This window comes from Virgibacillus phasianinus, from assembly GCF_002216775.1.
GTDB classification, from domain to species: domain Bacteria; phylum Bacillota; class Bacilli; order Bacillales; family Amphibacillaceae; genus Virgibacillus_F; species Virgibacillus_F phasianinus.
Map to the genome: position 1 here is coordinate 735,689 of NZ_CP022315.1, position 24,067 is coordinate 759,755.

Consider the following 24,067-nt stretch of genomic DNA (forward strand, 5'->3'; position numbering starts at 1 on the left):
CAGATTTTTGTATAATTATTGTTTTTCATACTTGAACAACCGTGCGTTAATAGCTACTACTACAGTACTTAGTGACATCAGCAGTGCACCAACTGCTGGACTCAATACAATTCCTATCGGGAACAGTATCCCAGCAGCTAACGGAATGGCGACAATATTATATCCTGCCGCCCACCATAAATTTTGAATCATTTTCCGGTACGTAGCTTTCGATAAATCTAAAATATTCACTACGTCTTTAGGATTACTTTCAACCAAAACAATATCTGCAGTTTCCATCGCTACATCTGTTCCCGCGCCGATTGCGATTCCAAGATCCGCGTTTGCTAATGCAGGTGCATCATTTACACCGTCACCAGTCATTGCCACAAGCTTACCATCCTTTTGAACCTTCTTCACAAAATCAGCTTTTTCATCTGGTAAAACTTCTGCAGTAATGGCATCAAGCTGTAATTGTTTACCTACCCATTGGGCAACTTTATTGCTGTCACCAGTCAACATCATCGATTCCACGTTCATCTCTTTTAACTGCGCTATTGCTTCCTTAGAGCTATCCTTTATCTGATCGGCAAGTGCAACAAAGCCTTCCAATTTATCGTCAATCAAAAGAAAAGATATTGTTTTTCCTTCCTCACTTAATGGCTGAAATGCTGATTGATCAAAATCAATATTTTCATCTTTTAGGTAGCCAGGACTAACCACTTTTACATTTTTGTTATCTACTTGGCCTTGAATACCCTTACCAGTTAACGACTCAAACTCATTTGGTTGTGGGTAGCTAATATTTTGTCCTTTTGCATAGTTGACGATTCCCCTTGCAATTGGATGTTCGGATTGAGATTCAAGTGATGCTGTATATTTCACAATGTCCTCCTTGCTTAAATTTCCGCTGGAAACGACATTGCTTACACCAAATTCGCCTAATGTCAGTGTACCCGTTTTATCAAAAATAACGGCATCTATATTTCTTGCTTCCTCAAAACTGGATCGTTTCCGAATAAGCAAGCCACTTTTCGCAGCAAGTGTTGTTGATTTCGCAACCACTAAAGGTGCGGCAAGTCCAAGTGCATGGGGACATGCAATAACCATTACGGTAACTGTTCGTTCTAAGGCATAGCTTAATGATGGACCAACAAAAATCCATATTACAAAGGTCACGATACCCGCTGCCATTGCAATATAAAATAACCATTTTGCCATGCGGTCCGAAAGGTCTTGTGTATGGGACCTTGATTCCTGTGCTTCACGGACCATCGTTATAACTTGTGATAAATAACTATCTTCACCCGTTTTTTCAATAGAAATGGTTAGGGAACCTTCCCCGTTTACAGACCCGCCAATTGCCTCTTCCCCTTTCTCTTTAGAAACAGGAAGAGATTCACCTGTTAGCATTGATTCGTCAATTTCGGATCGACCCTTGGTTATTTTACCGTCTGCTGGTATTTTTTCACCTGGCTTTATCAAAACCAAATCACCGTTTTTTAATTCGGATACGTTTACTTCTTCTGTGTCCTCATTTTTATTAATCCGATGGGCTGTGTTTGGCATTAGCTCAACCAAATGTTCCAATGACGACGTAGCACCCATAACTGATTTCATTTCAATCCAATGACCGATTAACATAATATCAATCAGGGTAGCCAGCTCCCAGAAGAAGTTACGTCCTTCAACACCAAATACGGTTAGGGAACTATAACCATATGCCACAATAATAGCCATAGCAATTAACGTCATCATGCCAGGTTCTTTCTGTTTTACTTCATCCACCATTCCTTTTAAAAATGGCCATCCGCCATAAAAGAAGACAATCGTTGACAACCCAAAGAGAATATATAAATCTCCGGTAAATCGCCAGTCTACATTAATCGCGTCCTGAATCATTGGAGACAGAACAAGAATCGGTATGGTCAAAATCAATGATAGATAAAAACGCTTTTTAAAATCCTCCATCATGTGCGCATGGTGAGTATGGTGGTTATGATCACTGTGTTCTTCATGGCCATGTTCATGATGTTTGTGATCACTATGTTCTTCATGATCATGTTCATGATGTCCATTTTTTTGGTTTATGTGTTCGCTCATTTTCCTTCCCTCCTCAATATTATTTCCACTCAACAATTACCATATACCAGTGAGGGGTATGGGTAAATTATTTTGCTTATTATTTCCTAATTTTTAAAGATAACACAAAATTTAAATGCCATTTGCTGGTAAGCATCAAATAACCCCCACCCTATTAATTTAATTTAGATGCGGATTATTTGACGCTTAATTATATACTCTTCTCTTTAGAAAATTTTATCCCTGATTGCTGCTCTTCAAAAATTCAATCGTATAGACCTACCCGAGTATATCCCAAAGTCATTTTTTCACCTCGTTCATTAAACAAGTCTGTTTAAACATAACAATATACTAATATTAATACGTTCCGTGTCGATTAATTTTTATATTGCACATTTTTAATACTTATTTTGCGTAAAAAAAGAGCTATCGATAGTATGATAGCTTCAATATGTCGGACTCTCTTCCAGTTGTTTGACAAACTTGTAAAAAGTTGTTTTTTGACCTCAGCTTGTTGCATGGCCCGTGTCGCTGTAATCTCACCATTCCCCCTATTCATAATAAGCTTCCATAAAGTTATCTATAATGTGCGCTTTAGGAAAGGTTTTCCTGCTGCATGGCTACATCACTTTCTCCACGCTGTTGTTTTCGGATACACTCCCGTTCTTCCTGCAGTATTTGCAAACCAGGATCAGCTATAAACAATCCCATGCTCTCTTTATATTGGGTGGTATCAAGTAGTGGCAAGTCCAATACTACTATGTCGGCGTGAAGCTCCTTTGTAATTGCATTCCACTCCTGCACAATTCCCCCCTTATTCCAACCGAATCGATCGAGGGGGGTGAATGTACAATATATCCCCCGGGTGAAGGATTGATTTTAAGAGCTGGTACCTCTCCCATTGAAAATCTTTGCAACTCATTTTATCAATAAAATTATCACGCTTATTAATCCCCTGTTTTTCTTCTTCAAGTATACCCGTTTTCGTTCGTAAATGTATACAGAAAATAGTGAACGTCCACAATTATTTTCAGGTATTTTATGAACGACTAATTCCATGCATTCAATATTTATAGGGACCGTTCGTAAAAGTGTACATTTACGGACGGAAAGCTAATAAAACAAAACCCCTAGTAAGCTATGTATTAATTTCCACCTAAAAATAATATAACTCGGTGTATGAACACATCGTTGAGACTCTTTTTGATAACGAAGGATATTAATCATTTTCCATATTTTCCAATGCTCTGTTGCTAGGTTGTTCATTAATCAATTGTTCCAAGCGAAAAATTATCATATTATCATTACCTTGCTCTTTATCGACATCTTTTTCCAAATCATAAGAATTAAGTTCTCCTTCGGTTTCAATCATATACACATTGTCTTCGTTAAGAATGACTGTTGTATTTTTGTAAGTCAATGTAAACTCTTCCGATTTTGAATCAATTTCAAACTGTAAGGTAAGTTCGGATTCTCCCCCTTCATCCTCATCAATGTGGCAATTTAAGATGGATAAAGTTAAACTTTCTTCATGGTATCCAATCACCTCTATAATTTTTTGTGGATTAGTTATATCAGGAGTCTCCTCAATAGTGTAACTTTGTAGTGCTTCACAAAAATATAACATATCATCTGCTGGTAATAGAATATTTTCCTGTAAGTATTCTAAAAATACATCCTCAATTTGTTTACTCGTTAAAATACCTACTCCAGTTCCTTCTACATCTCTAATTTTCGTTTCTTCAACCATTACCTGATGCATAGTTTCACGGAAATCAGCTTCTTCTTGAGTGACTTCTGAACGACTGACATTAATAATAGCTTCCTCTAATTCACTAATTACATATTCACTGTTTCTTTTCATAATTGTATACATATTTAAATCAATTATCTTGTTATGTGCAATATGATTGCGATCGTTACTCAGGCGATCCCACTTACTTTTGAAATTTTCAGGGTCATTGAAGAATGCTGATAACTCATTCTTCCAAAACCCTTTTTCACTTTTTAAATCATATTCAAACGGTTTATCAATCAATTCTTTTAGTGTTTTACGTAACGTTTTTCGGACAATCTCTTTATCAGTCGTTAATTCATAATGGTTCTTAATATCGATTGTGAAATTAACATCAAATGTATATTCACTTTCTACCAATCTAGTTAAATCTTTAATATCTAAAGAATACATGTCTAGACTGATATCTTTAAGGTCAGTTAAGACTCTCTGATACCCCTCTATTCTATCTTCCTTTTTAATTTTTTTTGAAATATGTTCCCACCAATCTAAACCATATTTGAACGTCATAAAATGAACAATTAATACACGAAATGAATTTTCGGCTTTATTAGTAAGTTGGTATAATTCTTGGGATTGCTTTTCATTTTGTTCATCGTATATCCAATAAACTTTTTCGGATAATGGTCTAAGTGTATTTTTCAGTAATATTTTCAACTCATAAAAAGGTTTATCTTCCATTTCATGATGCATTAACAATGCGGCAAAAAGGAGAATCTTATCTTTATAAGTACGTTTATTAATTGTTATTAAAATTTTTTCCTCGTTATCTTCACACTCAAAATAATAATCTGTTTCTTGCGGAGCGATTATATCTTCTCTGAGGACATTGAATTTTTTGTTAATATTGTTACTTATCTCTTCAAAAATATCGACCTGATTATCACTTTCATTTTTTCGCAATAACAAAATTTCTAACTTTTTTTCAAAATTAGCCATTTATCTAATCCCCTTCATTAATTCTATGGATATGAACACTTTAAAAATATTGATCTTTACTAATCATCCTTCTACTCAGAGCTTTAGTTTGCTGAATTCTGACCTCTTAACTCTTCATACACCTCATCGATCATATCTTCCATTAGAAAGTCTTTAAATTCAGCATCTTCAAGGATCTTCATGAAGAATTCCTCGTTATTTTGCATGCGGTTGACGACAAAGTCCATGAATGTGCGGTTAAAGCTAAATTTAAAATTGTCCTTTGTATTGCTCTTCGCTTTTTGCGCGAGATCTTCGTTTGCTTTCATGTCTTCAACGATTTGATCTCTAGATAATTTATCAACTACGGTAAATTCCGTTCCAAAGCGATCATTCATTCGATCAATGATCGAGGAAAGACGTTCTTTTTCTTCTTCTCCACCTGCTGCACTTCCATACTGACCTGGAGTGAGATATTCTCCACCAGTTTCATTAAGCATAATACTTCCTTCAAAGGTTTTCTCATTTCGATAATACTCTAAAGCAACATCGTCTGAAAGAAATACTGGGTCCTCTGGTTTTCGTGGTAATTTCTTTAATAATGAACTCAAATAGATAAACCGTTTGTGTAGCTCTATATCTGAAAAAGGGCCAATTTGTAAGATAAACGCATACGTTCTTACAAATTTCATCGCCGATGATTTGAAATAATCTTGTTTCTCTTCATCTAGTTCTCTCGTGAACCGTTGCACCCCAGGATCTAGTGCCGCATTAAGTTGACCCTGAAAACGAGCACTTTTCGTTGGCTGGTCACTATATTCAAGGTTTGCAACTGTATCCACTTCTTCTTCGGTATACACTTGCATCGCATCAAGTTCATGCTGGACATCGTATAAAATATTCGGGTCAGTTGTTTCACCAAGACCTGTCACTTCATAATAGGTTTGAAAAGCTGCTTGAATCGTCTCAGCATCATTTACAAAATCTAATATAAATGTGTCATCTTTACCTTTACACGTTCGATTTAGGCGTGAAAGGGTTTGAACCGCCTTAATTCCATCGAGTGGCTTGTCAACATACATGGTATGAAGCAATGGTTCGTCAAAACCTGTTTGATACTTCTCTGCGACGATCAGAACTTGGTAATCATCAGAATGAAACTTCTCTGGTAATTCTTTCTCACTAAATTCGTTCATTTCTGCTTCTGTAAAGGATAATCCATTATCTTCAACTGTTCCTGAAAACGCCACAAGGGTTCTTAAATCAGTATAACTCTTTGCTTTCAAATATTTATCAAAAGCATGTTTATATCGAACCGCGTGAAGGCGACTTCCTGTGACAACCATCGCTTTCGCCCTTCCGTTAATTTTATGACGTGTTACGTTTCGAAAATGTTCCACCATAATCTCGGCTTTTTGTGCGATATTATGTGGGTGAAGTGATACATATCTAGCAATTTGACGACTTGCCTTACTCTTCACCATTTCTGGATCCTCATCGATGCTTTTTTCAATCTTATAGAATGTTTGATACGTGACATAGTTTTTTAACACATCGTGAATAAAACCTTCCTCAATCGCTTGGCGCATGGAATAAAGATGAAACGGTTCATAGGTGCCGTCTTTTTTAGCCCGCCCAAAGCGTTCTACCGTCTTGGGTTTCGGTGTAGCAGTGAAAGCAAAAAAGGAAATATTGGACTGATCGCCACTTTTAGCAATCACTTCAATCATGCGTTCTTCTGCATCCGTCGCTTCACCTTCCTCGATCATACTCTGTTCATACGCTTCTTCTAATGTTTTATCGGAGAGAAGAGCAGTCATGGCTGATGAAGCCTTTCCTCCCTGTGAGCTGTGTGCTTCATCGATAATGACCCCATACGTTCCACGACTGAATTCCCCCACTTTATCGAGGATAAACGGGAACTTTTGCAGCGTTGTGATGATGATCTTCGTTTTATTTTGAATCGCTTTCGCTAACTGGTTCGAATCTTCATCAATTTTCTCAACCATGCCTGCCTTATGTTCCAATTGATATATCGCATCTTGAAGTTGCTTGTCTAATACCCGTCGGTCTGTAATAACGATAATGCTGTCAAAAACAGGTTGTTCTTCTTCGTCATGCAGTTTTGCCAAACGGTGAGACAACCATGAAATGCTGTTCGTTTTGCCACTCCCTGCTGAGTGTTGAATCAAATAATTCTTCCCTGCCCGATGTTCCGTCACATCGGCTTCAACTTTTCGTACCGCATCAAGTTGATGGTAGCGAGGGAATATCACAATTTCTTTCTCATCAATGATGTCCCCGTTGCTGTCACGAATGTTCTCTTTTTGAATATAGACAAAGCGAAAAAGGATATCAATCAGGCTATTAGGTTGCAAAATCTCTTTCCAGAGATACGATGTTCGGTAATCTCCTTCTACGACTGGATTTCCTTTGCCGCCATTATTGCCCCGATTGAACGGAAGAAAGAATGTCTTCCCTTTATTTAACTGTGTTGTCATATACACTTGATCAGTATCTACGCCAAAAAAGACTACCGCACGTTTCTTAAACTGAAAAAGCAGCTCATTAGGGTCACGGTCTTTCTTAAATTGTTTCATTGAATGTTCAACAGTTTGACCAGTTAGTTGATTTTTTAACTCCATAACCACTAAAGGTAACCCATTAATCGAGAGCATCATATCAATTGACTTGTGGCTCCCCGCACTATAATAGACCTGACGACTGACGGTAAAAATGTTCCGTTCATATTTTTCAACAAGCGTTCGGTTCATATCTGTCGGTGGCTTGTTGTAAGCAAGTTTCAGCGTCACACCATAGTCTTTTACACCATGTCGTAAACAATCGATCATCCCTCGACGTTTGAGTTCTTTATCAATGCGATCAAGCACTTTGAACTGAACCTCGTGCTTATATACATTCTTTAATTGGTTAATCGACTTCGGTTGGGTCGCTTCCAAAAAGGAAAAAAGCATCGCTTGATCAATCGTCCACTTTTGAAAGGTGGCAAGGTCAGTACCATTCAGTGTCCGCCGTTGAAACCCCGATTCCATCAACTGTTGTTCTATGTTCTCTTCAAAGCCTTTTTCCGTCGTGTCAATACTCACGATGACGACACCTCCTCCTGTTCGGTTTCATCCATCGTCCCTCGAATGTCAATCTTACCTGTTACTGCTTCGTGTATGAGGGATTGGCGGTATTCTTTAAGTTTATTGATTTGTATTTTCACTATTTTCATAGAGTGATCAATATCTTCTGTTATTTGATCTAGATATTCAATAATTCTATTTTGTTCTTCTTTATCTGTATAAGGAACTATGCAGTTTTCAAGTATAGGCACACTTATATTTTTTTGAGCTGTTCCCCAAGCAGTAATATTAAAATAACTTTTCCCTCCAATACTATTTAAATAATATGAATGGAATTTTGGGTTATTATTTTTATTTAAAGTAGTTATTAACATGGTAAAGCACTGACATCTATCTAATTCTTGTGACACAACCCCTGTGACACCAGCGTCTCCTGTTCTTACCGTTATTAAATCTCCTTGCCAAATATATTTACTTTTGTTTTTTTCTGCAAAATACTCATCAATATAAAAAATATCTTTATTGATAATCTTACCGTTTTTAATGTTTTTCGAGCGTACTATAGGGACACCTTTATCTCTATATGCATGAGCCGCAGCTTCAGCAATTCCAACATCTATTCTTTTTGCAATTCTTTTAAGTTTTAGAGCATTCCAATGCTCAGGAATCTCGCCTATCCATTCCACTCCTGAGTCTTTCATCTTCACATTCGAGTCAAGCCCTTTTGTCACTGCTTCCGTAATCACTGCTTGACGTTTTTCTTCGAGTAGCTTAATCAATTTTTCTTTGTCCGCAATTAAGTCATCGATCTCATGCGTTTTCTGGTCGAGGAAGTTAACCACCTTAATCTGATTATCGTAACCTGGTAGTACGATTGGGAAATTTGCTAACATAGGATATCTTAATGAATCTACTGTAGATTTCGCATTACCCTGTAATACCTCAAATTTAAGATTAGACAGTACCGAATAGTAAATATATTTTCCAAAGACAACTTTTTTAAAATTATTAAATACATATAATCTCTGATGAGCAGCAAATTTACCATTGTAGTAATGAAACACTTTACCAACACCAACTCCATCACCTGCGGTCATTACTGCTTCACCATCATGAGTGTATTTATCAATTTTTTCTATTTTTTGCGACCTTACAAAGAAAGGATATATTCCATTTTCTAATTTATCTTGAGTATCAAAACTCCCTGTTGCTATTCGGGCCAAATATTTTAATTTAACCAATTTCCAAGTTTCAGGTATCTCATTTATCCAATTATATTGGTCAGTAGCACTGTTCACACCATCACCTTCTTCAACTTCTCTAAAATACTCGCTTCCAGTTCCTGAATTTCCGCTTTGATTTCGTCAGATGGTCGAAGTTCTTGGTATTTATAGAAGTGTCTCGTAAACGGAATCTCGTAACCTATCTTTGTTTTCTCTTCATCGATCCACGCATCAGGCACGTGTGGTAAAACTTCTCGATCAAAGTAATCATGTATGTTCTCTTTTAACGGCACGTTTTCCGTGTCTCGTAAGTCTGAGTCAGGTTCAGGATCGCCTTTTTTATTCTTCAGACACACATTGGCAGTGTCGTCCTTTTCAGAAAGTGCTGCAAGAATCGCTTTCTGTAACGGAGCTTTCATATCAAGTCCTATGTTTGTAAACGTCGTTTTCAATTTCTCCGTGAATGTCTCACGGTTTTTATATAGTGTACCATCATTCAACGTCTGTAATGCTTCAATGATTGCTAGTTGCTGCTTATGTCCAGCTTCCTCTTCTTTTAACCCCGCTTCACCCTTTTTCTTCGACTTCGCAAGGTTTTGGAAAGCTTTTTGGTCATGCAGACGATCGATCCGTTCGTCATCAACTTTATAGTTGAGTTTTAAAGGTCGTTCAACAAAGATTTTTTGATAGCCAAAGTCTTCGTTTTCAAAGATTTTTACGTTCTCTGCCTCTTTATACTCACCATATATGCGAATGATTTCATTGATCTGTTCGGGCGAAATCTCATGACGCTTTTCCCCCATACTTTTACGCATCTTCTGATAGTAATCTACGGCATTGACAAGCTGTATCTTCCCTTTACGCCACGCAGTTTTATTATTGGTTAAAATCCAAATATACGTGGAAATGCCCGTATTGTAGAAAAGGCTTGTTGGCATAGCAACAATTCCTTCTACAAGATCATTTTCAATCATAAAGCGACGAATTTCACTTTCTCCACTTCCAGCATCCCCTGTAAACAATGGTGATCCGTTCATAATAATCGCTAAGCGAGAGCCTTTCGGGTTCTCTTCACTGACTGGTTTCATTTTCGATACTAGGTGCTGCAAGAACAATAGTTGACCATCACCGATACGAGGTAATCCTGCGCCAAAACGACCATTCACACCTAAATCTTCGTGTTCTTGTCGCACTACTTTTTCTGAGGGTTTCCATTCAACTCCATACGGTGGATTGGAAATAAGATAGTCGAATTTCTTCATTGGAAATGCATCACGCGTTAACGTATTGCCAAAACGAATATTCTGTGCTTCTTCTCCTTTAATAAGAGTGTCAGCCTTACACATCGCAAACGATTCTTCATTAATTTCCTGAGCGAAGAACTCTAACTCGGCTGAACTATTCAGCTCATTTAAATATTCTTGCGCAATGGATCCCATGCCACCTGTCCCCGCACAACCATCATAAAGCGTTTGGGTGATACCTGGTTTAGTTAAAATTTCATCATCATCGTTAAACATGAGTCCAACCATAAGGCGTACCACTTCTCGAGGTGTATAGTGATCACCAGCCTCAGCATGTTCCGAGTAACGTCGGATCAATTCTTCGAAAATATAGCCCATTTCTAGATTTGAGATGACATCAGGGTGTAAATCAACTTCTGCAAAACGTTTTACTGTCAAGTAAAGGAGATCGTTACGATCCATCTTTTCAATCTGCTTATCAAAGTCGAAGTACTCAATAATGTCACGCGCGACTTTTGAAAAACCATTTATGTAATCTCGAAGGTTTTCTGCAATATTATCGGAATCATTGAGGAGTTTGTTGAAGTCGTAGTTGCTTGTATTATTAAAAAGCTGATTTGATTTTCTGTTCAATATTTCGTCTCGAGCGTCTTCAGGTAAGTGCTTGAATTTCTCGTAATTCTTTAATACGTCTTTTTTCGTATCTTCTAGTACGTTATCAAAACGACGTAAAACCGCCATAGGTAAAATAACTTTACCATAGTCTTCAGGCTTATATGGCCCTCGTAAGATTTCTGCAATTGTCCATAAAAAATTAACCTTTTCTTGAAAGTTTACCATGTCATTTTCTCCTTTTTTCCACTTACGTATTGTTGTTCTTCTCTTTTCTTTAATCCACGGTAGAATGAACTACGACCAACTTTAGTGATTGCACAAATTTCTTTAACAGTCCTGTCACCTTTTTCATACAGCTCAATCGCATGATTCATTCCAGGATGCTTTTCCGTATATTTTTTCACCCTGCCTTTAAACTTCCCTTTAAATTTTGCTTGTTTAATCCCTTCCTGTTGTCTCATGCGGATCATTTTGCGTTCGTATTCGGACAATCCAGACATAACTGTTAATAAAAACCCTGAAAAAGGATTTTCATCTGTCATATCAAACCAAGAATCTTTGATCGAACGTAAAGAGACACTTTGATCTTTTAGTTCATCAACGAGTTGCAGTAAATCAACGGTCGATCGGCTAATTCGATCCAAACTTTGTACCACAATAATGTCTCCTTTACTAACTTTATCTAGTAAGTCATGAAGGACTGGACGATTAGTTGTTGCGCCGCTCATTTTTTCTTCCCAAATCATCTCGCAGCCCTCTTCTTTAAGAGACGAGCGCTGACGATCTAAATTTTGATCCACACATGAAACTCGCGCATAACCATACTTCAAAATACCACCTCAATATAGGATATATTTACTATAATTTTACATCTGATTTTGGAATAAGTAAATGGGATACTTATAACCCTTTAAAATCAACAAAATGAACAAGTCCCAATAGAGTGTAATCTATTGGGACCTTTTTCATGTCTATCCTTGTCATCCTATACTTTTCCATCAAATTTACTCTTATTGTATTCAACTTATACTCATTTTGATAATTCTTTAAATTTATCCCTTTTAATTATTGAAAGTAATCTCCTAGCTATCTTCTCCAAATCATTCATGCTTCTCTTTTCATTTATCTTTAAGTAATCTGAAATTAATTCACTTAAGGGCTCCATATAGTGTTTAACCAGTTTGGTGGTGAAATTGTTTATATAGTTGCTCTCATTACTTAACTTTCCTTCTACATAGTCAATAAAATTAGTATCCTGTGCATTGTAATGAATCATATTTCGTAGAATCTTGCATTCATCACACAATTCTTTATCAAATTCATTTATTAAACATGATACTTTAAAATCAAGTACTTTATCCACTTGCATAAAAGTATCAGTCAAAAAGGTTTGCATATTTTTCAAGTTATCCATTACTTCATCAGCTTTAATTGACAACAATCTTAGTAAAATATAGTTATCTACTTGGAAATTATTAGCCCTAGGAACGCCATTATATAACCAGATACAGGTAGAAGCTTCTTGGAGACTAATCACTAATCTTGTTAATAAGACATTTTTATTCTGATCATTCACAAAAAAATTCTTGTTTAGAATATCTTTTTCTGTATAAGCTTTATCATCATTATACACAAACGCAGGAATCTCTAATGGAGATAAAGCATAATTGGATTTTTCTATGAGTTTTTCTACAATTACCGCGACGGTTTCCCCCACTTTTTCCATAAATATGTATGCATTTCTACCCGTTTCTTTCGGATTTTTGGCGAAAAGTTGAGTATCTTGAAATATGTAAGTAGTGTATATTGTGCTCCCTACTAGTTGCTCACCATCCAAATAAAATCCTAAATTATCAATATCTTTACCAAACTGATGAATATGGTCATTTATTATACTTTCATACACTTTAAAATTATTCTTCTTTTGATATAACTTAACTCGGTGCCGAATCTTTTTTATATTAGGATCTAGTTCAATGGAGTTATCTAAAATTTCTTTATTAATTTGATATATTATTAAACACAAGTCTCTAACTAAAGGATAAACCGGAACTGCTGAATATTTTTTATTGTCTTTTAAATTTATCAAGCTTGTCATTCCAATTAAATCGTAATAAGCAGTTTGCACCGAAAACATAATGACCCACCTTAGAAATTATTTACATTTCAATGATTATTTACAATATATCATATTTCACCCTGGGTAAATAATGAATTAATGTTACTCCACTTTATCCGGACCTATTATGGTAGATGTTATTAATAATCAATCATAATTTTACAACCAAGTATCGTGTTTTTTATTCAAAACCTTACACTGACAATATATTTATCCGAATGTAAGAAAAGGTATCAATTATTACATTCAATATATCAATAATAGTATGGAAAACTTCCTTTTGAACTAATTGGTGGGGTGTAATAGAATCATAGTCGGTTTGACATGAAGCCTTGGCGGTCACGATTCACGAGCCAAACCTACCAATATGAAGGAGGGATACATTTACATAATAAAAAAAGAACTTCCAACCGGAAGCCCTCACATCCCCATTTCGATTTCCTGTTTCTGTTCTTTATTCACTTTGTTTTGTTTCTCCACGTCCCATTTCTTCAGCTCAAAGTCATTTAATTCCTTGTCTGTTAATCCCCTGTCATATGCAACGATTCCATACTTTCCTTTATCATCATCAAAATCACTAAACCCGCTTGGTTGGCACCCTAACGAAACAGGACGGTGTTGCATTTCATACCAATACAGGCCATCTGAATAGTTATTCATAGATACCTGCGTGTGTTCATTCTCACGTTCTTTGACCAGATCTGGTTCCATGACATCAATAAATTCAATAGCCGTTTCCCGTACATCTTGCAGCAACTTATTTTTATCTACCATTTCTTTCCCCTGTGTCCAATTCGCCAAATAAGGTAACGAATAGTCACTCGTATCAATATCGAAATAGGTTGCTACCGCATATGCTGTCATTTCCGCCTGAAACTCTTTTTCCTCTGCTGGCATTGTTCTATAATCTGTATCCTTTGGATTATGCAGCTTGGCATGTGCTAATTCATGCAGCAATGTTTTCACATTTTGCAGCTTACCATTACGTGGATTCAATCCAATATGGCCATTATTTTTATCACTAATAGGATAATAAAAGGCTCCTTTTGCTGCACCTAATTCTTCGAATGGTTCCCCAATTGAAACATTCAATTGTTCCCCAATTTTATACATGGATTCAAGCATCTCATCATAATGTTTCACGTCTCCTTCCATCCATTTGTTCGGAAAAATCTCCGGCAAATCACTTGCTTTTGCATTCGTTTGACTTACATCAAATACACTTCCAATAGAAAAGAAAAGTCTGCTTTTTCGCTCTTCCAGATCCCCTTTTTCAACCTGTTCTTTTTCTTGATCTGTCGCATATTTAAAGTTTTTCCACTTACCTTCTGCATTTTTAAACTTTGATACAGACTTGTTCGGTACAAGGATTTTAAGAGCCTTTTCTCCCTTCTGCACTTGAAACCCTTTCTCTTTCCAGAAGTTATAGCTTCCAACCGCTTGTGCTCCCTCAAACTGACTTTGAATCAAGGCAGAATTACGCAGCGAATACTTATGAAACTGCATCATAAATTCCAGATAGTCTGCCATTTTCTCTTCACTTTGAAAGTATGAATCAATGGAAGCATCCATCGTTTCTGTTAATTGCTTTACTTCTTCCCGTTTTTGTTCAAATGTTTTTCGTTTCATGCAGTTCATCCTTTCGTTAAAAATAAAAAGGCTTCCCTTTTTAAAGAGAAGCCACCATTACATATCCATATCATGTGTTTGTTCTTTTGTGTTCCGGTTGAACAATTGATCCCGCTTGCCTTGTAACCACGTTCGTTTGTTTTTTGCATCTAGCAACTCCCCGTTCGGAACGGTTGGATCATGTTCCAAAAAAGCAACATCCTGTATGGCAAGTTCTTTCGGACTTTTAGCCAGCACAAAGCCGGAGGAATTATCTTCTTCCCTATTCCAAAACGTAAGACATTCATCATAAAACTGATCTAAGACACGCTCTGTTCGATGATCTTTCTCTGGGTTGTGACATTCCTCAAAACTTGCCGCATAATCCATCTCGCATGTCGCTGCAACATAGATGATGGTATCTTCCTTTACTTTCACATATCCATCATCGGACTTAACCGGCTGCATCTTCTGTTCTTGAATATAATCTTCCAATTCAACGATTGCTTCCATTCGTTCTTCCTGTGAAATATAATCAAACTCCACATCCAATTCCAATCCCTGAATCAAATATACTTCACGGTTTCCAATATACAATTCTCTTTTATCAGCATCCATGTAGTTTTCACCCTTTCTTAATAGGAATAAAGGACTCCCAACCGGGAGCCCCCACATCTCCATATCATGGTTCATTTGCTTGTTTTTTGTTGATTCCTGTTGTTTCATCGCATCATATTTGACTTCATCCTCTAGGATTTCCGCCGGATGCAAGGAAAAATCACTTTCCAGTAATTCAAGTGTCAACGGTTCTTGCCCATCAAACAGGGGGTTTGCAAGTGTTGATACATACCAGGCATCAACACTTCTTCCATGTGATATACATCCAGCAAATCCTCTATTGCATCAGACTCCTGCACATGGTGCTGATAGGGATTATACAAACAGACATATAAATCATCTTTGCCATCAGGATCTGGATTCCAGATTCTACGTTCATCCTCATTGCCCGTTTCCTCATCGGTCAGTACAAGTGTTGCCGGACATGCTGAATCGAATGTTGAAACGATTTTATAGGCACTCTTCACGCTTTCATCACCTCCTTTTTATGCAAAATAAAAAAAGACTCCCGTATTGGAAGTCTGTTCCATAAGCTTTCATGAAGCTGTCGGTTCACCATCTAAAATAACCATTTTGTTTTTCACATCCAATGAAATCAATGCTTCTTCATCTGCTTGGTAAATCGTTTGAATGGCATCCAATGTCACATCATCAACCTCGATTTCGACATCCCCATTGTTTACGATAAACACGACGCTCACATCTTTGATTTCCTTCACATAGCCAATATCCACTACTTTATATTCTCCATTCACGTACAAATCCATGCTCCATTATCCTTTCTTAAATTCTGGTTTTAATCGCTTTTCTGTATGATCATAACGCAAATACGCATCAAAGGTTTTTCCTTTTTTACTCTTGAATCCTTTTATCAAGTTCGTTTTACTTCCTGCTAGTACCATTTTCATGTTTGCTTCGCTGATCGTTTTGCTTAAAAACCTTTTCGGTAAAGTAAAAGTACATCCATCCCGATATCGGGAACAACCATAAAACTTTCCTTTATCCTCGATTTTCCCTCCTTCCGCACCGCATACCGGACAATCCCCGATACTGGATTCTGCTTTTGCTGCATGAAACTGTTGTTCTAATGTTTTCATCTTTTTTGGTGCACTGTCCATCAAGGATTCTAGCATCTGTTTTATTTTGGTGATGAAGTGTTCTTGCGAACCCTCATGCTGTCCGATTTTATGCAAATAACTTTCCCATTTCGCAGTCATTTCAGGACTCGATAATACAGTTCCTTCCACTACTTGGCAAAGGACTTTACCTTTATGGGTGACAGAAACCTTGTTCTTTTTTATCTCAATATAGTGCTGCTTGTTGAGTGTATCAATAATACCTGCCCTTGTCGCTTCGGTTCCGATCCCTTCTTGTTCCTTCAACGTGTGCTGTAAGGTTTCATCCTCGATTTCTTTTCCAGCGTTTTTCATGACGTTAATCAATTGTCCCTGGGTATAGGCTTTCGGCGGTTTTGTCTGCCCTTCGGACAGATCAATCATTACCGTACAGCCTTCTCCTTCCCGTATGGACGGGAGAACAGCGTATGTTTTGTACTCATCCTCTTTTTTAGCATCTGTTTTTTCCGCTTGAAAGAGTGCTTTCCATCCTTTCTCCTGCTCCACTTTTCCGGTCTTTCCAAAACAAATCCCGTTCACATTCACTTCCACGTTCGTTTCTTCATATACGTAGTCCCCAGCAAACATGGCAAGTGTTGTCGCAACCACTTCCTGATAAATATTCCATTCTTTATTGCTTAAATCCTTCTTTTTGGCAGTTTGTTTAGTTGGAATAATGGCATAATGCTCTTGTACTTTGGAATCGTTCACATAACGCTTCCGTGATTCAGGATAAACGACTTCCGTGTTTATATTTAAACAGGATTGATATGCTGCAAGATTATGTTTTAGATAAGCAAATTCATTGTTTGTAATATAATGACTGTCCGTTCGTGGATAGGATAACATTTTTTTCTCGTACAACGATTGTGCCAACTTTAACACCTCCGACGGACTGTATTTCCACCTTTTATTGGCAATTTCTTGCAACGTAGACAACGAATGCAACTTTGGCGACTTCAGTTTCTTTTGCTCTTGTGTCACCTGTTGAATGTTCCCTTGGTTTTTTCCCCGTACTAAGTTATGAATTTCCACGGTACTTTTCGCATCTTCTTTGGTACCAAATCGTTGCTTTACTTTTGCATCAAACGCGCCTCCTTCCACCTGTACATTTCCAGCCAACTCAAAGAACGGCTGGGAAACAAAGTTTTTAATTTCCTGTTGGCGCTTATATAACAAACAGAGCGTTGCCGTTTGTACCCTGCCAACACTAAAAGCACCTTTCAACCCATTTTGTTGTAAAAGCAAGGTATATAGACGGGAAGCGTTCATCCCTACCAGCCAGTCACTGAATTGTCTTGTCTGAGCTTCTTTATACAAAGAGATATAGTTTTGACCATCTTTTAACTGTTTCATTCCTTTCTGTACTTCATCCACTTCCAATGAGTTAATCCACAAGCGTTTTGTTGGTTTATAGGATACTCCGGCTAGTTTTAGTATCAAACGGGCGATATTTTCCCCTTCTCGGTCACAGTCCGTTGCGACGATTATTTCATCCGATTGTTTTAGTAGTTGCTTTACAATGATAAACTGCTTTTTCTTATCCTTCCCAACTTGAAACTGAAATGTTTCCGGGAACATTGGCAGGTTTTCCAGCTTCCACTTTTTCCATTCTTCCTTATAGTTTTCCGGCGAAACCAGTTCCACTAGATGGCCAAATCCCCACGTGATAAATGCTTTCCCCTGAAAGAAACGGGGATCGTTCACCTCCACATATCCATCTTTTTTGCTGACGTTTTGAAATGCTTCCGCATATAATGTAGCTTGACTTGGTTTTTCCGCTAGTACGGTAACTGTCAATGCAAATCGCTCCTTTTTCTTGTAAATTGTTTTGGTTGTTGTGCCGGATTAATCTTGACAATAAACTCTTCTAATTCATACCGGTTTAGTAATTTCACGCCACATGCTTTTGCCAAAATCATCGCTTGTTTTGTAAAAAAGGAATTTGTAATCACCCATGCTTCATCCGCCTTATAAAAAAACATGGAAGCAAATACTTCACGTACTGCATCCATGCTGACATTATGTTTATAACCATATCGTTTTGCTTGAATAACGATTTTATTTCTTCCTTTGAGTACCACATCCGCACCATAATCACCTGACTTTTTGGTAACGATTGGTCGATATCCTAACCCTTTGAATAACACTTTCAGGTATTCTTCAAACTGATACCCCTGCATCTGGTCAATGTCTTTTATTCCAGAACGTTTCATTAATCGATAGCGTTGTTTTCGTTTAACCACCTTCATAATATTTGGAAAAATGGACAATACAAACAATAGCACTCCTATTAATAGTAATAAGAGTGCTTCGTAATCGGTTATCAGTGTATACATATCTTTCATGTTGTTGTTTCTCTCCTTCCCTTTAACAATCCTTGTATGTTACATTTCGTACCCGTCCATAATATGATCAAACTCTCGTTGGTTCTTTTCTTTTTCGTAATCCTGAAACGTCTTTCGCATTGCTTTAGTTAATTTCACCATGGAAACATGGAACGACGTACCGGGATAATATCGGTGAATCGAGTTCCAAGCATAATTAGATATTCCTTGTTCATGGAATCGTTTTTGCTGAAAAGCAACTGTCTTTTGTTCCTTATTACAAGCACGCATTTCAGAAAGAACCGCATTCCCCATTCGCTTTTTCAGATCATCAAGCTTGTTTTGTTTGTACTCATCATAGTCACTTGCATCACCGTACATTTCCTTCATCACATTTCCTTCATCATCCAGTCGTTGATGCAATTCGTTCATCTTATCTCCGTGAAATTGTTGCAAATAAATATCCGTTATTTCATCTAAATACGGTCTTGCTTCATGAATAGACTGGTACCCGTACTTCCATTGGCGTTTGTCCGACGGGAGACGTTTCATCGCTTCTTGGAACAACTCATTCGTTTTACGATAGGTTGATAAAGACACGTGTTTCTCCTTTTTCTCATGAACTGTTCCCCGAACAAGCTCATCAATTTTATTTCGTTCATGCGTTCGATCCATCAACATATTCGCCACATTCGATTTCATTTTGTCCAGCGTTTTTGGTTTACGTTTTGCACGGTATTCTTCGTGCCAGGTATTACTTTCTTTATCCAATACTTTCATTCGCTCACGTGTTGGATGCGGTTCCGTTGAAGCTACATGAACATGAATGTTATCCGTATTATAATGCAAAGATGCTGTCCAGATAGCGGAATTTTCCATTCCTTCTGACCTCAACACTATATCCATTGTGTTACGTACCACTTCCCGTATTTTCGTTTCATCCACTGTGTGTTCCTTGGCATGATAAATTCCTTGTTTTGCCAACCAGTCATTATCAAAACTAATCACATCCTGCCACATTGGTGACTCATGATGTTGTCCTGTTTGAAATTGTTTCTTTAAGTCTTTTTTCTCATCTAAACTTAATGCATCTTTATTTTTGGTAAACAATTCCCCCCGCTTTTCTTCATCTCCCATGTAGTCCATAAAATCATGGAACACAAAAAAATCATCCTTATTATTGGATGATTCGTTGAGATGAACATGACTTTTTGCATCATCACGATCCATATAATTAATATAATCATTAAATGCATTGGACTGAGATGTAACAAATTTACTACGTAATACAACCGCAGGACTCATACTTTATTACAGCCTTTCTTGTTCCTTCCGTTTTTCATAATCAAGTTTTTTCTTCCGTTGTTTGTGAATACGTTTTTGTATTAAATCTTCTGCATCCCGCAACCCCTCTGTTTTATATTTGTCGGTTGTCACCAGGTCTTTAAATTTATTCACCAAGTAATAATGGTTCATAAACTCAAGCAGAATTTTTGTATCTCGATCAATTACATTGCCAGTAACTTGCAGCTTGTTTATTTTTTCAATCATACTTTCCATTTTTTCATCAATTACATATGCAACCATACGTTTTAAAGCTGCGTATTCTTCTTTTCGTTCAGCATAGTAGTGGTCGATTGCAAGTGTAATAGCGTCAGCTTGTGATACATCTTTTTCACAAGCGATGGTTTTTATTGATTCGATTGTGTCTGATTTCAATCGTACATGTAACCGATCTTTTGTATTACCCATCCGTATGATCACCTTTCCGTTTTATATGGAACATTCCTTCTAAATATTCATCCACTTCTTCTGGGTCAACATCCAAAACAATGGTTAAAAGTAAATACATTTTTAACGATTGTTCTTCCAACTGATCAAGTCGTCTGTACGTAATTTCTAATGCATCACCGGCTCTTCCTACTGCCCTCTCCAAATCTCTTTCTGCATTTTTCATCCCGTTAAATGTTGCTAAATCTTCAATATGTCTTTTTAACAATTCATTCCGTGATACTTTTTGTTTCTTAGCTTCTTCTAATAAAACTTGCATCGCACCTGCATGTAAATCACGAATTTTCACGTCCATTTCATTCATCCTTTTCATTTTTTTTGCGTGTAAACGTAATATCTACCGCATTTATATTTCGTAACTAAACGTCGATCTTGTCAACTTCCTTTCGTAATGAATAATATAGGAAACTCTCTGCACGAAAGTACGGAGAGTGTTGAACAGGATAAGGGGAAAATGCCATCACATAGCGTGATGGACTAGGCAGTGCCTAGTTTTCCCTTGCATGTCATTTTTTTTAGCAAAGGCGTACATATGGCGTACAGTTTCTTAGCTTATTTCTTATCCTTTTTTGAGGACTCAGCATCTTTTTTATTTTTATCTTTCTTCTTTTTTTCAGACCTTTTCTTATCCTTGGACGACTTTTTGGGGATGATTATTATTCTTATCAGCTTTATTTTTTGGTACATCTTTTTTGGCATTTTTCCCATCAACTGCATTCGTTTCTTCGTTCTTCTGTTGCTGATCTTCCACCTTATTCTGTGTTAATGCATCAAGTTTTTTTTCGCGATTTTTGTACTTGTCTTTGAGTTCCTTTATCTTTTCTTGAAGCTTTTCTATCTCTTCTTTTGCATCTTTAATGGCATCTTTTTTATGATTCATTTCCTTCTTGGTTTCAGACTGTTCTTCTTTTGTCTCGAATTTCATTTTTTGTCGCAACTCTTCTTTTTCTTGCTTTAATGTCATAATTAACTTTTCCTGGAAAGGGGTACTTTCTTCCACTAGTTTTGAAAGTTGGTGCTTAATTCGTTTCATGTCTGCACGTATCGTCTCTTTTTGATACGCTTCTTCCGTCTTCGTAACCAATGATTGATTGGTATCAATTTTTCGGTAATCACCTACTAAGACAATTTCTTCTGGCTCTGGTATTTCCGATGCTGTTATCTCATTGGTTGCAGTTGTTGCTACATCACTGTCGTGCATAACTTGTTTTTCATACGCTTGTTTCAGTATTTTTTCATCCCGATGTTCCGTTACAAACAACCCAATAGCCTGATAGGTTTTTGGAACTTGTTCAATTTGAATCACCATCAGGTTGACGGATTCATACACTTTGTTTACCGGATATGTTGCACCGGATTCCTTTCCTTTTGATTCAAAGGTAAATGTTGGTTCCACCACATCGGTTCCGGTATGAACGGTTTCCAATGTGACTTCCATCAATTGATTGGCAGGATTAAATTCCCAATCCCGAAGAACAACAGTTGTTTGACTTAACCCACCAATAGATTCATTGAAGGGAGTTTGCTCAATAGTCGTATCATCATACATCCATGTTTTGGACGTAAAAAAAACGCCGAGAACAAGTCCAGCGACAATCATTATTCCGATATATACCTTGTTTTCGGTTCCCCGATTTAATTTATTTTTCAAGTTATCACCACTCCTTTTATGACCCGTTACCTCCGGTTAAAAATGGTTTAACATAGGACATTGGGTTTATTCTTTTTCCATTCATAAGTATCTCAAAGTGCAAGTGTACACCCGTTGAAGACCCTGTTGAACCGACACGCCCGATAACATCACCAGCTTTTACATCCGTTCCAACGGGAATGCCTTTTTGCATCATGTGTCCATATCGGGTATGCATGCCATTTCCGTGATCAATCACTACAACCCATCCATAACCCTTTCCCATATTACTCAAGGAGGAACGAAACGTTGTACCTTGCGCCTTACTCACAATCACTTCCCCGTCCATAAATGCGGTTATCGGCGTACTTCGTATACCGGCACTTGCTATGTCGATACCTGCATGAAAGGACGAGCAATTTCCACACCCTGAACGATACCCAAAACCAGACGTAATGTTTTTGGTATGTGGGGATACCCATGATTTATTACCGATCCCCCCCATATCAATGTGATCCACCGTCTTACAATTCATGATTAACCCACCAAACCTTTGAGCAATTTCTTTGGTGGTTGGTACCCAATGAACATTTAAATTGTTCGGGTCATTGGCCGCACCAATAGGAGCATACACACTCCCCAATTGTTCAATCGTTACCAAACCATCGACAATAATTCGGTTGTACAATGTAAGTGCCATCGACTCTAATCCTTCCTGCATCGTGTCAAACACATATAATCCACTACCATTCGGATTCATTAGGCCGCCCGGATTATTTTTCAGTCGTACCGCGGATGATTTCCCCCAAGCTGTCTCATGCATCGCAACCGCTGCAAATAAAACAGGGTCAATACCTCGTTTTTCTGACAAAGCCCGTATTTCATCTCCATATCCTTTTAATGCACCAGAACGATCTTTATCGTGGAAAATGTTCTTCCACTTTTTCATGTTTATTTCTCCGGTTGGCGAACAAACATAGCCAGCTTTACTATCCGATTGTTGAGATTGTTGATGGTCTACACTGCCACTTAATACGCCAATGATCGCAAGCAAAATGGTTAATAAGATGACACCAACTAAAATTGTTACGGCGTTTGCACCAATAAATCCTGCAATCCATAGCATGATTTTTTTCTTCACCAAACCCTTTACCATGTTCCAAAGGTTTTTCATGACTTCTCCTCCCCTTCGGTTCCTTCCATCGCTTGTTGATTTGGTGTAACGACGTTTGAAATAAGCCATTTTCCATCTGCCTGTTTCAACGTAATGTAATACAATTGCATTGGATTATTGGTTGTTTTTCCATCAATGGTGACATGCCATGTAATAAATACACCAAATGTCATCATGTTCTTTTGAGGATTATTGGAAGCAAACAACTCCATTTTTTCAATCGTTCGTTTCACATGTTGATCTTTTGCTTGCTGAATATCTGGCTTCATTTTCTTCAAATATGCATCTGTCACAACCCCTTTCCATTCCTCCCAATCGGACACCTGCAATAAATAAAGAGCAAGCCCTTTTTTTGCTTGCTCCTTTGCTTCGGTTACTACCTGTTTCCCATATGCATTTTGATAGTTTTCTTCTAAATCATTCGTATTCGCTGACTTTTCGTCTACATTCATTTTCTCTTGATCAACCTGATGGGTTGTTTTTGGTGTGTTTTTATCCTCCAAAGCCTGCTTGATTTTCTCCTCATTTAGCCCTTCCATTTTTTCCATCCGTTGTTCTTTTTTTGTTGTTTCCTTGAATAATTCTTCGGGATTTTGCTTTTCCGGTTCGTCAGATGTCCATTTCCACACACACATAGCGACTGTCAAAATCGCAATCATTAACAAGAATATAAACTTATTAAACATACGTTTATACGGATCTTTTTCTACTAAACTACCTCGTTCTTTCCGCCCTGACAT

Annotated in this window: 20 protein-coding genes; all 20 read right to left on the minus strand. The window is 37.3% G+C overall.

Annotated features, from left to right (window positions below):
* Positions 1–15: 15 nt before the first annotated feature.
* On the minus strand, positions 16–2,082 hold the full coding sequence (locus CFK37_RS03715) for a heavy metal translocating P-type ATPase (protein ID WP_089060619.1): 2,067 nt from the start codon (positions 2,080–2,082) through the stop codon (positions 16–18).
* Positions 2,083–2,655: 573 nt separating this feature from the next.
* Positions 2,656–2,865, minus strand: a complete 210-nt coding sequence (locus CFK37_RS19860; protein ID WP_157724791.1) for a hypothetical protein — start codon at positions 2,863–2,865, stop codon at positions 2,656–2,658.
* A 415-nt stretch (positions 2,866–3,280) separates the two neighbouring features.
* Complete coding sequence (locus tag CFK37_RS03725; protein ID WP_089060620.1) at positions 3,281–4,795, minus strand: hypothetical protein; 1,515 nt, start codon at positions 4,793–4,795, stop codon at positions 3,281–3,283.
* An 83-nt stretch (positions 4,796–4,878) separates the two neighbouring features.
* Positions 4,879–7,881, minus strand: coding sequence for a type I restriction endonuclease subunit R (locus CFK37_RS03730; RefSeq protein ID WP_089060621.1), 3,003 nt, complete (start codon positions 7,879–7,881; stop codon positions 4,879–4,881).
* Positions 7,878–9,161 (minus strand): restriction endonuclease subunit S, encoded by a 1,284-nt coding sequence (locus tag CFK37_RS03735; protein ID WP_089060622.1) that lies wholly within the window; start codon positions 9,159–9,161, stop codon positions 7,878–7,880. The genes CFK37_RS03730 and CFK37_RS03735 overlap by 4 nt, the downstream gene beginning before the upstream one ends.
* A complete protein-coding gene (locus CFK37_RS03740) occupies positions 9,158–11,170 on the minus strand; it encodes a type I restriction-modification system subunit M (protein ID WP_089060623.1) in 2,013 nt (670 codons plus the stop codon). The genes CFK37_RS03735 and CFK37_RS03740 overlap by 4 nt, the downstream gene beginning before the upstream one ends.
* On the minus strand, positions 11,164–11,775 hold the full coding sequence (locus tag CFK37_RS03745; RefSeq protein WP_425445359.1) for a recombinase family protein: 612 nt from the start codon (positions 11,773–11,775) through the stop codon (positions 11,164–11,166). The genes CFK37_RS03740 and CFK37_RS03745 overlap by 7 nt, the downstream gene beginning before the upstream one ends.
* Before the next feature lie 200 nt (positions 11,776–11,975).
* Positions 11,976–13,082: a DNA polymerase III subunit gamma/tau gene (locus CFK37_RS03750; RefSeq protein WP_089060625.1), complete on the minus strand. Its 1,107-nt coding sequence runs from the start codon at positions 13,080–13,082 to the stop codon at positions 11,976–11,978.
* 402 nt (positions 13,083–13,484) lie between these two features.
* Positions 13,485–14,693: an ArdC-like ssDNA-binding domain-containing protein gene (locus CFK37_RS03755; protein WP_089060626.1), complete on the minus strand. Its 1,209-nt coding sequence runs from the start codon at positions 14,691–14,693 to the stop codon at positions 13,485–13,487.
* A gap of 57 nt (positions 14,694–14,750) precedes the next feature.
* Positions 14,751–15,476 carry a hypothetical protein gene (locus CFK37_RS03760; RefSeq protein WP_089060627.1) on the minus strand — a complete coding sequence of 242 codons (726 nt, stop codon included), beginning with the start codon at positions 15,474–15,476 and terminating at the stop codon, positions 14,751–14,753.
* Entirely contained in the window at positions 15,473–15,757 is a 285-nt protein-coding gene (locus tag CFK37_RS03765; protein WP_089060628.1) for a hypothetical protein, read from the minus strand. The genes CFK37_RS03760 and CFK37_RS03765 overlap by 4 nt, the downstream gene beginning before the upstream one ends.
* Positions 15,758–15,826: 69 nt before the next feature.
* Complete coding sequence (locus CFK37_RS03770; protein WP_089060629.1) at positions 15,827–16,057, minus strand: hypothetical protein; 231 nt, start codon at positions 16,055–16,057, stop codon at positions 15,827–15,829.
* A gap of 6 nt (positions 16,058–16,063) precedes the next feature.
* The gene (locus CFK37_RS03775; RefSeq protein ID WP_089060630.1) at positions 16,064–18,205 is read right to left on the minus strand and encodes a type IA DNA topoisomerase; all 2,142 of its coding nucleotides are present in this window, start codon (positions 18,203–18,205) and stop codon (positions 16,064–16,066) included.
* Positions 18,202–18,753, minus strand: coding sequence for a restriction endonuclease (locus CFK37_RS03780; protein WP_245837308.1), 552 nt, complete (start codon positions 18,751–18,753; stop codon positions 18,202–18,204). The genes CFK37_RS03775 and CFK37_RS03780 overlap by 4 nt, the downstream gene beginning before the upstream one ends.
* A gap of 39 nt (positions 18,754–18,792) precedes the next feature.
* Positions 18,793–20,037, minus strand: a complete 1,245-nt coding sequence (gene mobP2, locus CFK37_RS03785) for a MobP2 family relaxase (protein ID WP_089060631.1) — start codon at positions 20,035–20,037, stop codon at positions 18,793–18,795.
* A gap of 6 nt (positions 20,038–20,043) precedes the next feature.
* A complete protein-coding gene (locus CFK37_RS03790; RefSeq protein ID WP_089060632.1) occupies positions 20,044–20,484 on the minus strand; it encodes a hypothetical protein in 441 nt (146 codons plus the stop codon).
* The gene (locus CFK37_RS03795) at positions 20,477–20,818 is read right to left on the minus strand and encodes a hypothetical protein (RefSeq protein ID WP_089060633.1); all 342 of its coding nucleotides are present in this window, start codon (positions 20,816–20,818) and stop codon (positions 20,477–20,479) included. Before CFK37_RS03795 ends, CFK37_RS03790 begins: the two co-directional genes overlap by 8 nt.
* A gap of 330 nt (positions 20,819–21,148) precedes the next feature.
* Positions 21,149–22,174 (minus strand): coiled-coil domain-containing protein, encoded by a 1,026-nt coding sequence (locus tag CFK37_RS03800; RefSeq protein WP_245837309.1) that lies wholly within the window; start codon positions 22,172–22,174, stop codon positions 21,149–21,151.
* A gap of 16 nt (positions 22,175–22,190) precedes the next feature.
* The gene (locus tag CFK37_RS03805; RefSeq protein ID WP_089060634.1) at positions 22,191–23,327 is read right to left on the minus strand and encodes a peptidoglycan DD-metalloendopeptidase family protein; all 1,137 of its coding nucleotides are present in this window, start codon (positions 23,325–23,327) and stop codon (positions 22,191–22,193) included.
* Complete coding sequence (locus CFK37_RS03810; protein ID WP_089060635.1) at positions 23,324–24,067, minus strand: hypothetical protein; 744 nt, start codon at positions 24,065–24,067, stop codon at positions 23,324–23,326. The genes CFK37_RS03805 and CFK37_RS03810 overlap by 4 nt, the downstream gene beginning before the upstream one ends.

What these genes read in the sequence shown, in the direction of transcription:
- CFK37_RS03755 (WP_089060626.1), bottom strand. Translation starts at nt 14,693, where the DNA reads ATGAAACGAAAAACATTTGAACAAAAACGGGAAGAAGTAAAGCAATTA.
- CFK37_RS03770 (WP_089060629.1), bottom strand. Translation starts at nt 16,057, where the DNA reads ATGGATTTGTACGTGAATGGAGAATATAAAGTAGTGGATATTGGCTAT.
- CFK37_RS03715 (WP_089060619.1), bottom strand. Translation starts at nt 2,082, where the DNA reads ATGAGCGAACACATAAACCAAAAAAATGGACATCATGAACATGATCAT.
- CFK37_RS03805 (WP_089060634.1), bottom strand. Translation starts at nt 23,327, where the DNA reads ATGAAAAACCTTTGGAACATGGTAAAGGGTTTGGTGAAGAAAAAAATC.
- CFK37_RS03750 (WP_089060625.1), bottom strand. Translation starts at nt 13,082, where the DNA reads ATGTTTTCGGTGCAAACTGCTTATTACGATTTAATTGGAATGACAAGC.
- CFK37_RS03795 (WP_089060633.1), bottom strand. Translation starts at nt 20,818, where the DNA reads ATGGACGTGAAAATTCGTGATTTACATGCAGGTGCGATGCAAGTTTTA.
- CFK37_RS03725 (WP_089060620.1), bottom strand. Translation starts at nt 4,795, where the DNA reads ATGGCTAATTTTGAAAAAAAGTTAGAAATTTTGTTATTGCGAAAAAAT.
- CFK37_RS03810 (WP_089060635.1), bottom strand. Translation starts at nt 24,067, where the DNA reads ATGTCAGGGCGGAAAGAACGAGGTAGTTTAGTAGAAAAAGATCCGTAT.
- CFK37_RS03790 (WP_089060632.1), bottom strand. Translation starts at nt 20,484, where the DNA reads ATGGGTAATACAAAAGATCGGTTACATGTACGATTGAAATCAGACACA.
- CFK37_RS03740 (WP_089060623.1), bottom strand. Translation starts at nt 11,170, where the DNA reads ATGGTAAACTTTCAAGAAAAGGTTAATTTTTTATGGACAATTGCAGAA.
- mobP2 (WP_089060631.1), bottom strand. Translation starts at nt 20,037, where the DNA reads ATGAGTCCTGCGGTTGTATTACGTAGTAAATTTGTTACATCTCAGTCC.
- CFK37_RS03780 (WP_245837308.1), bottom strand. Translation starts at nt 18,753, where the DNA reads ATGAAAGATATGTATACACTGATAACCGATTACGAAGCACTCTTATTA.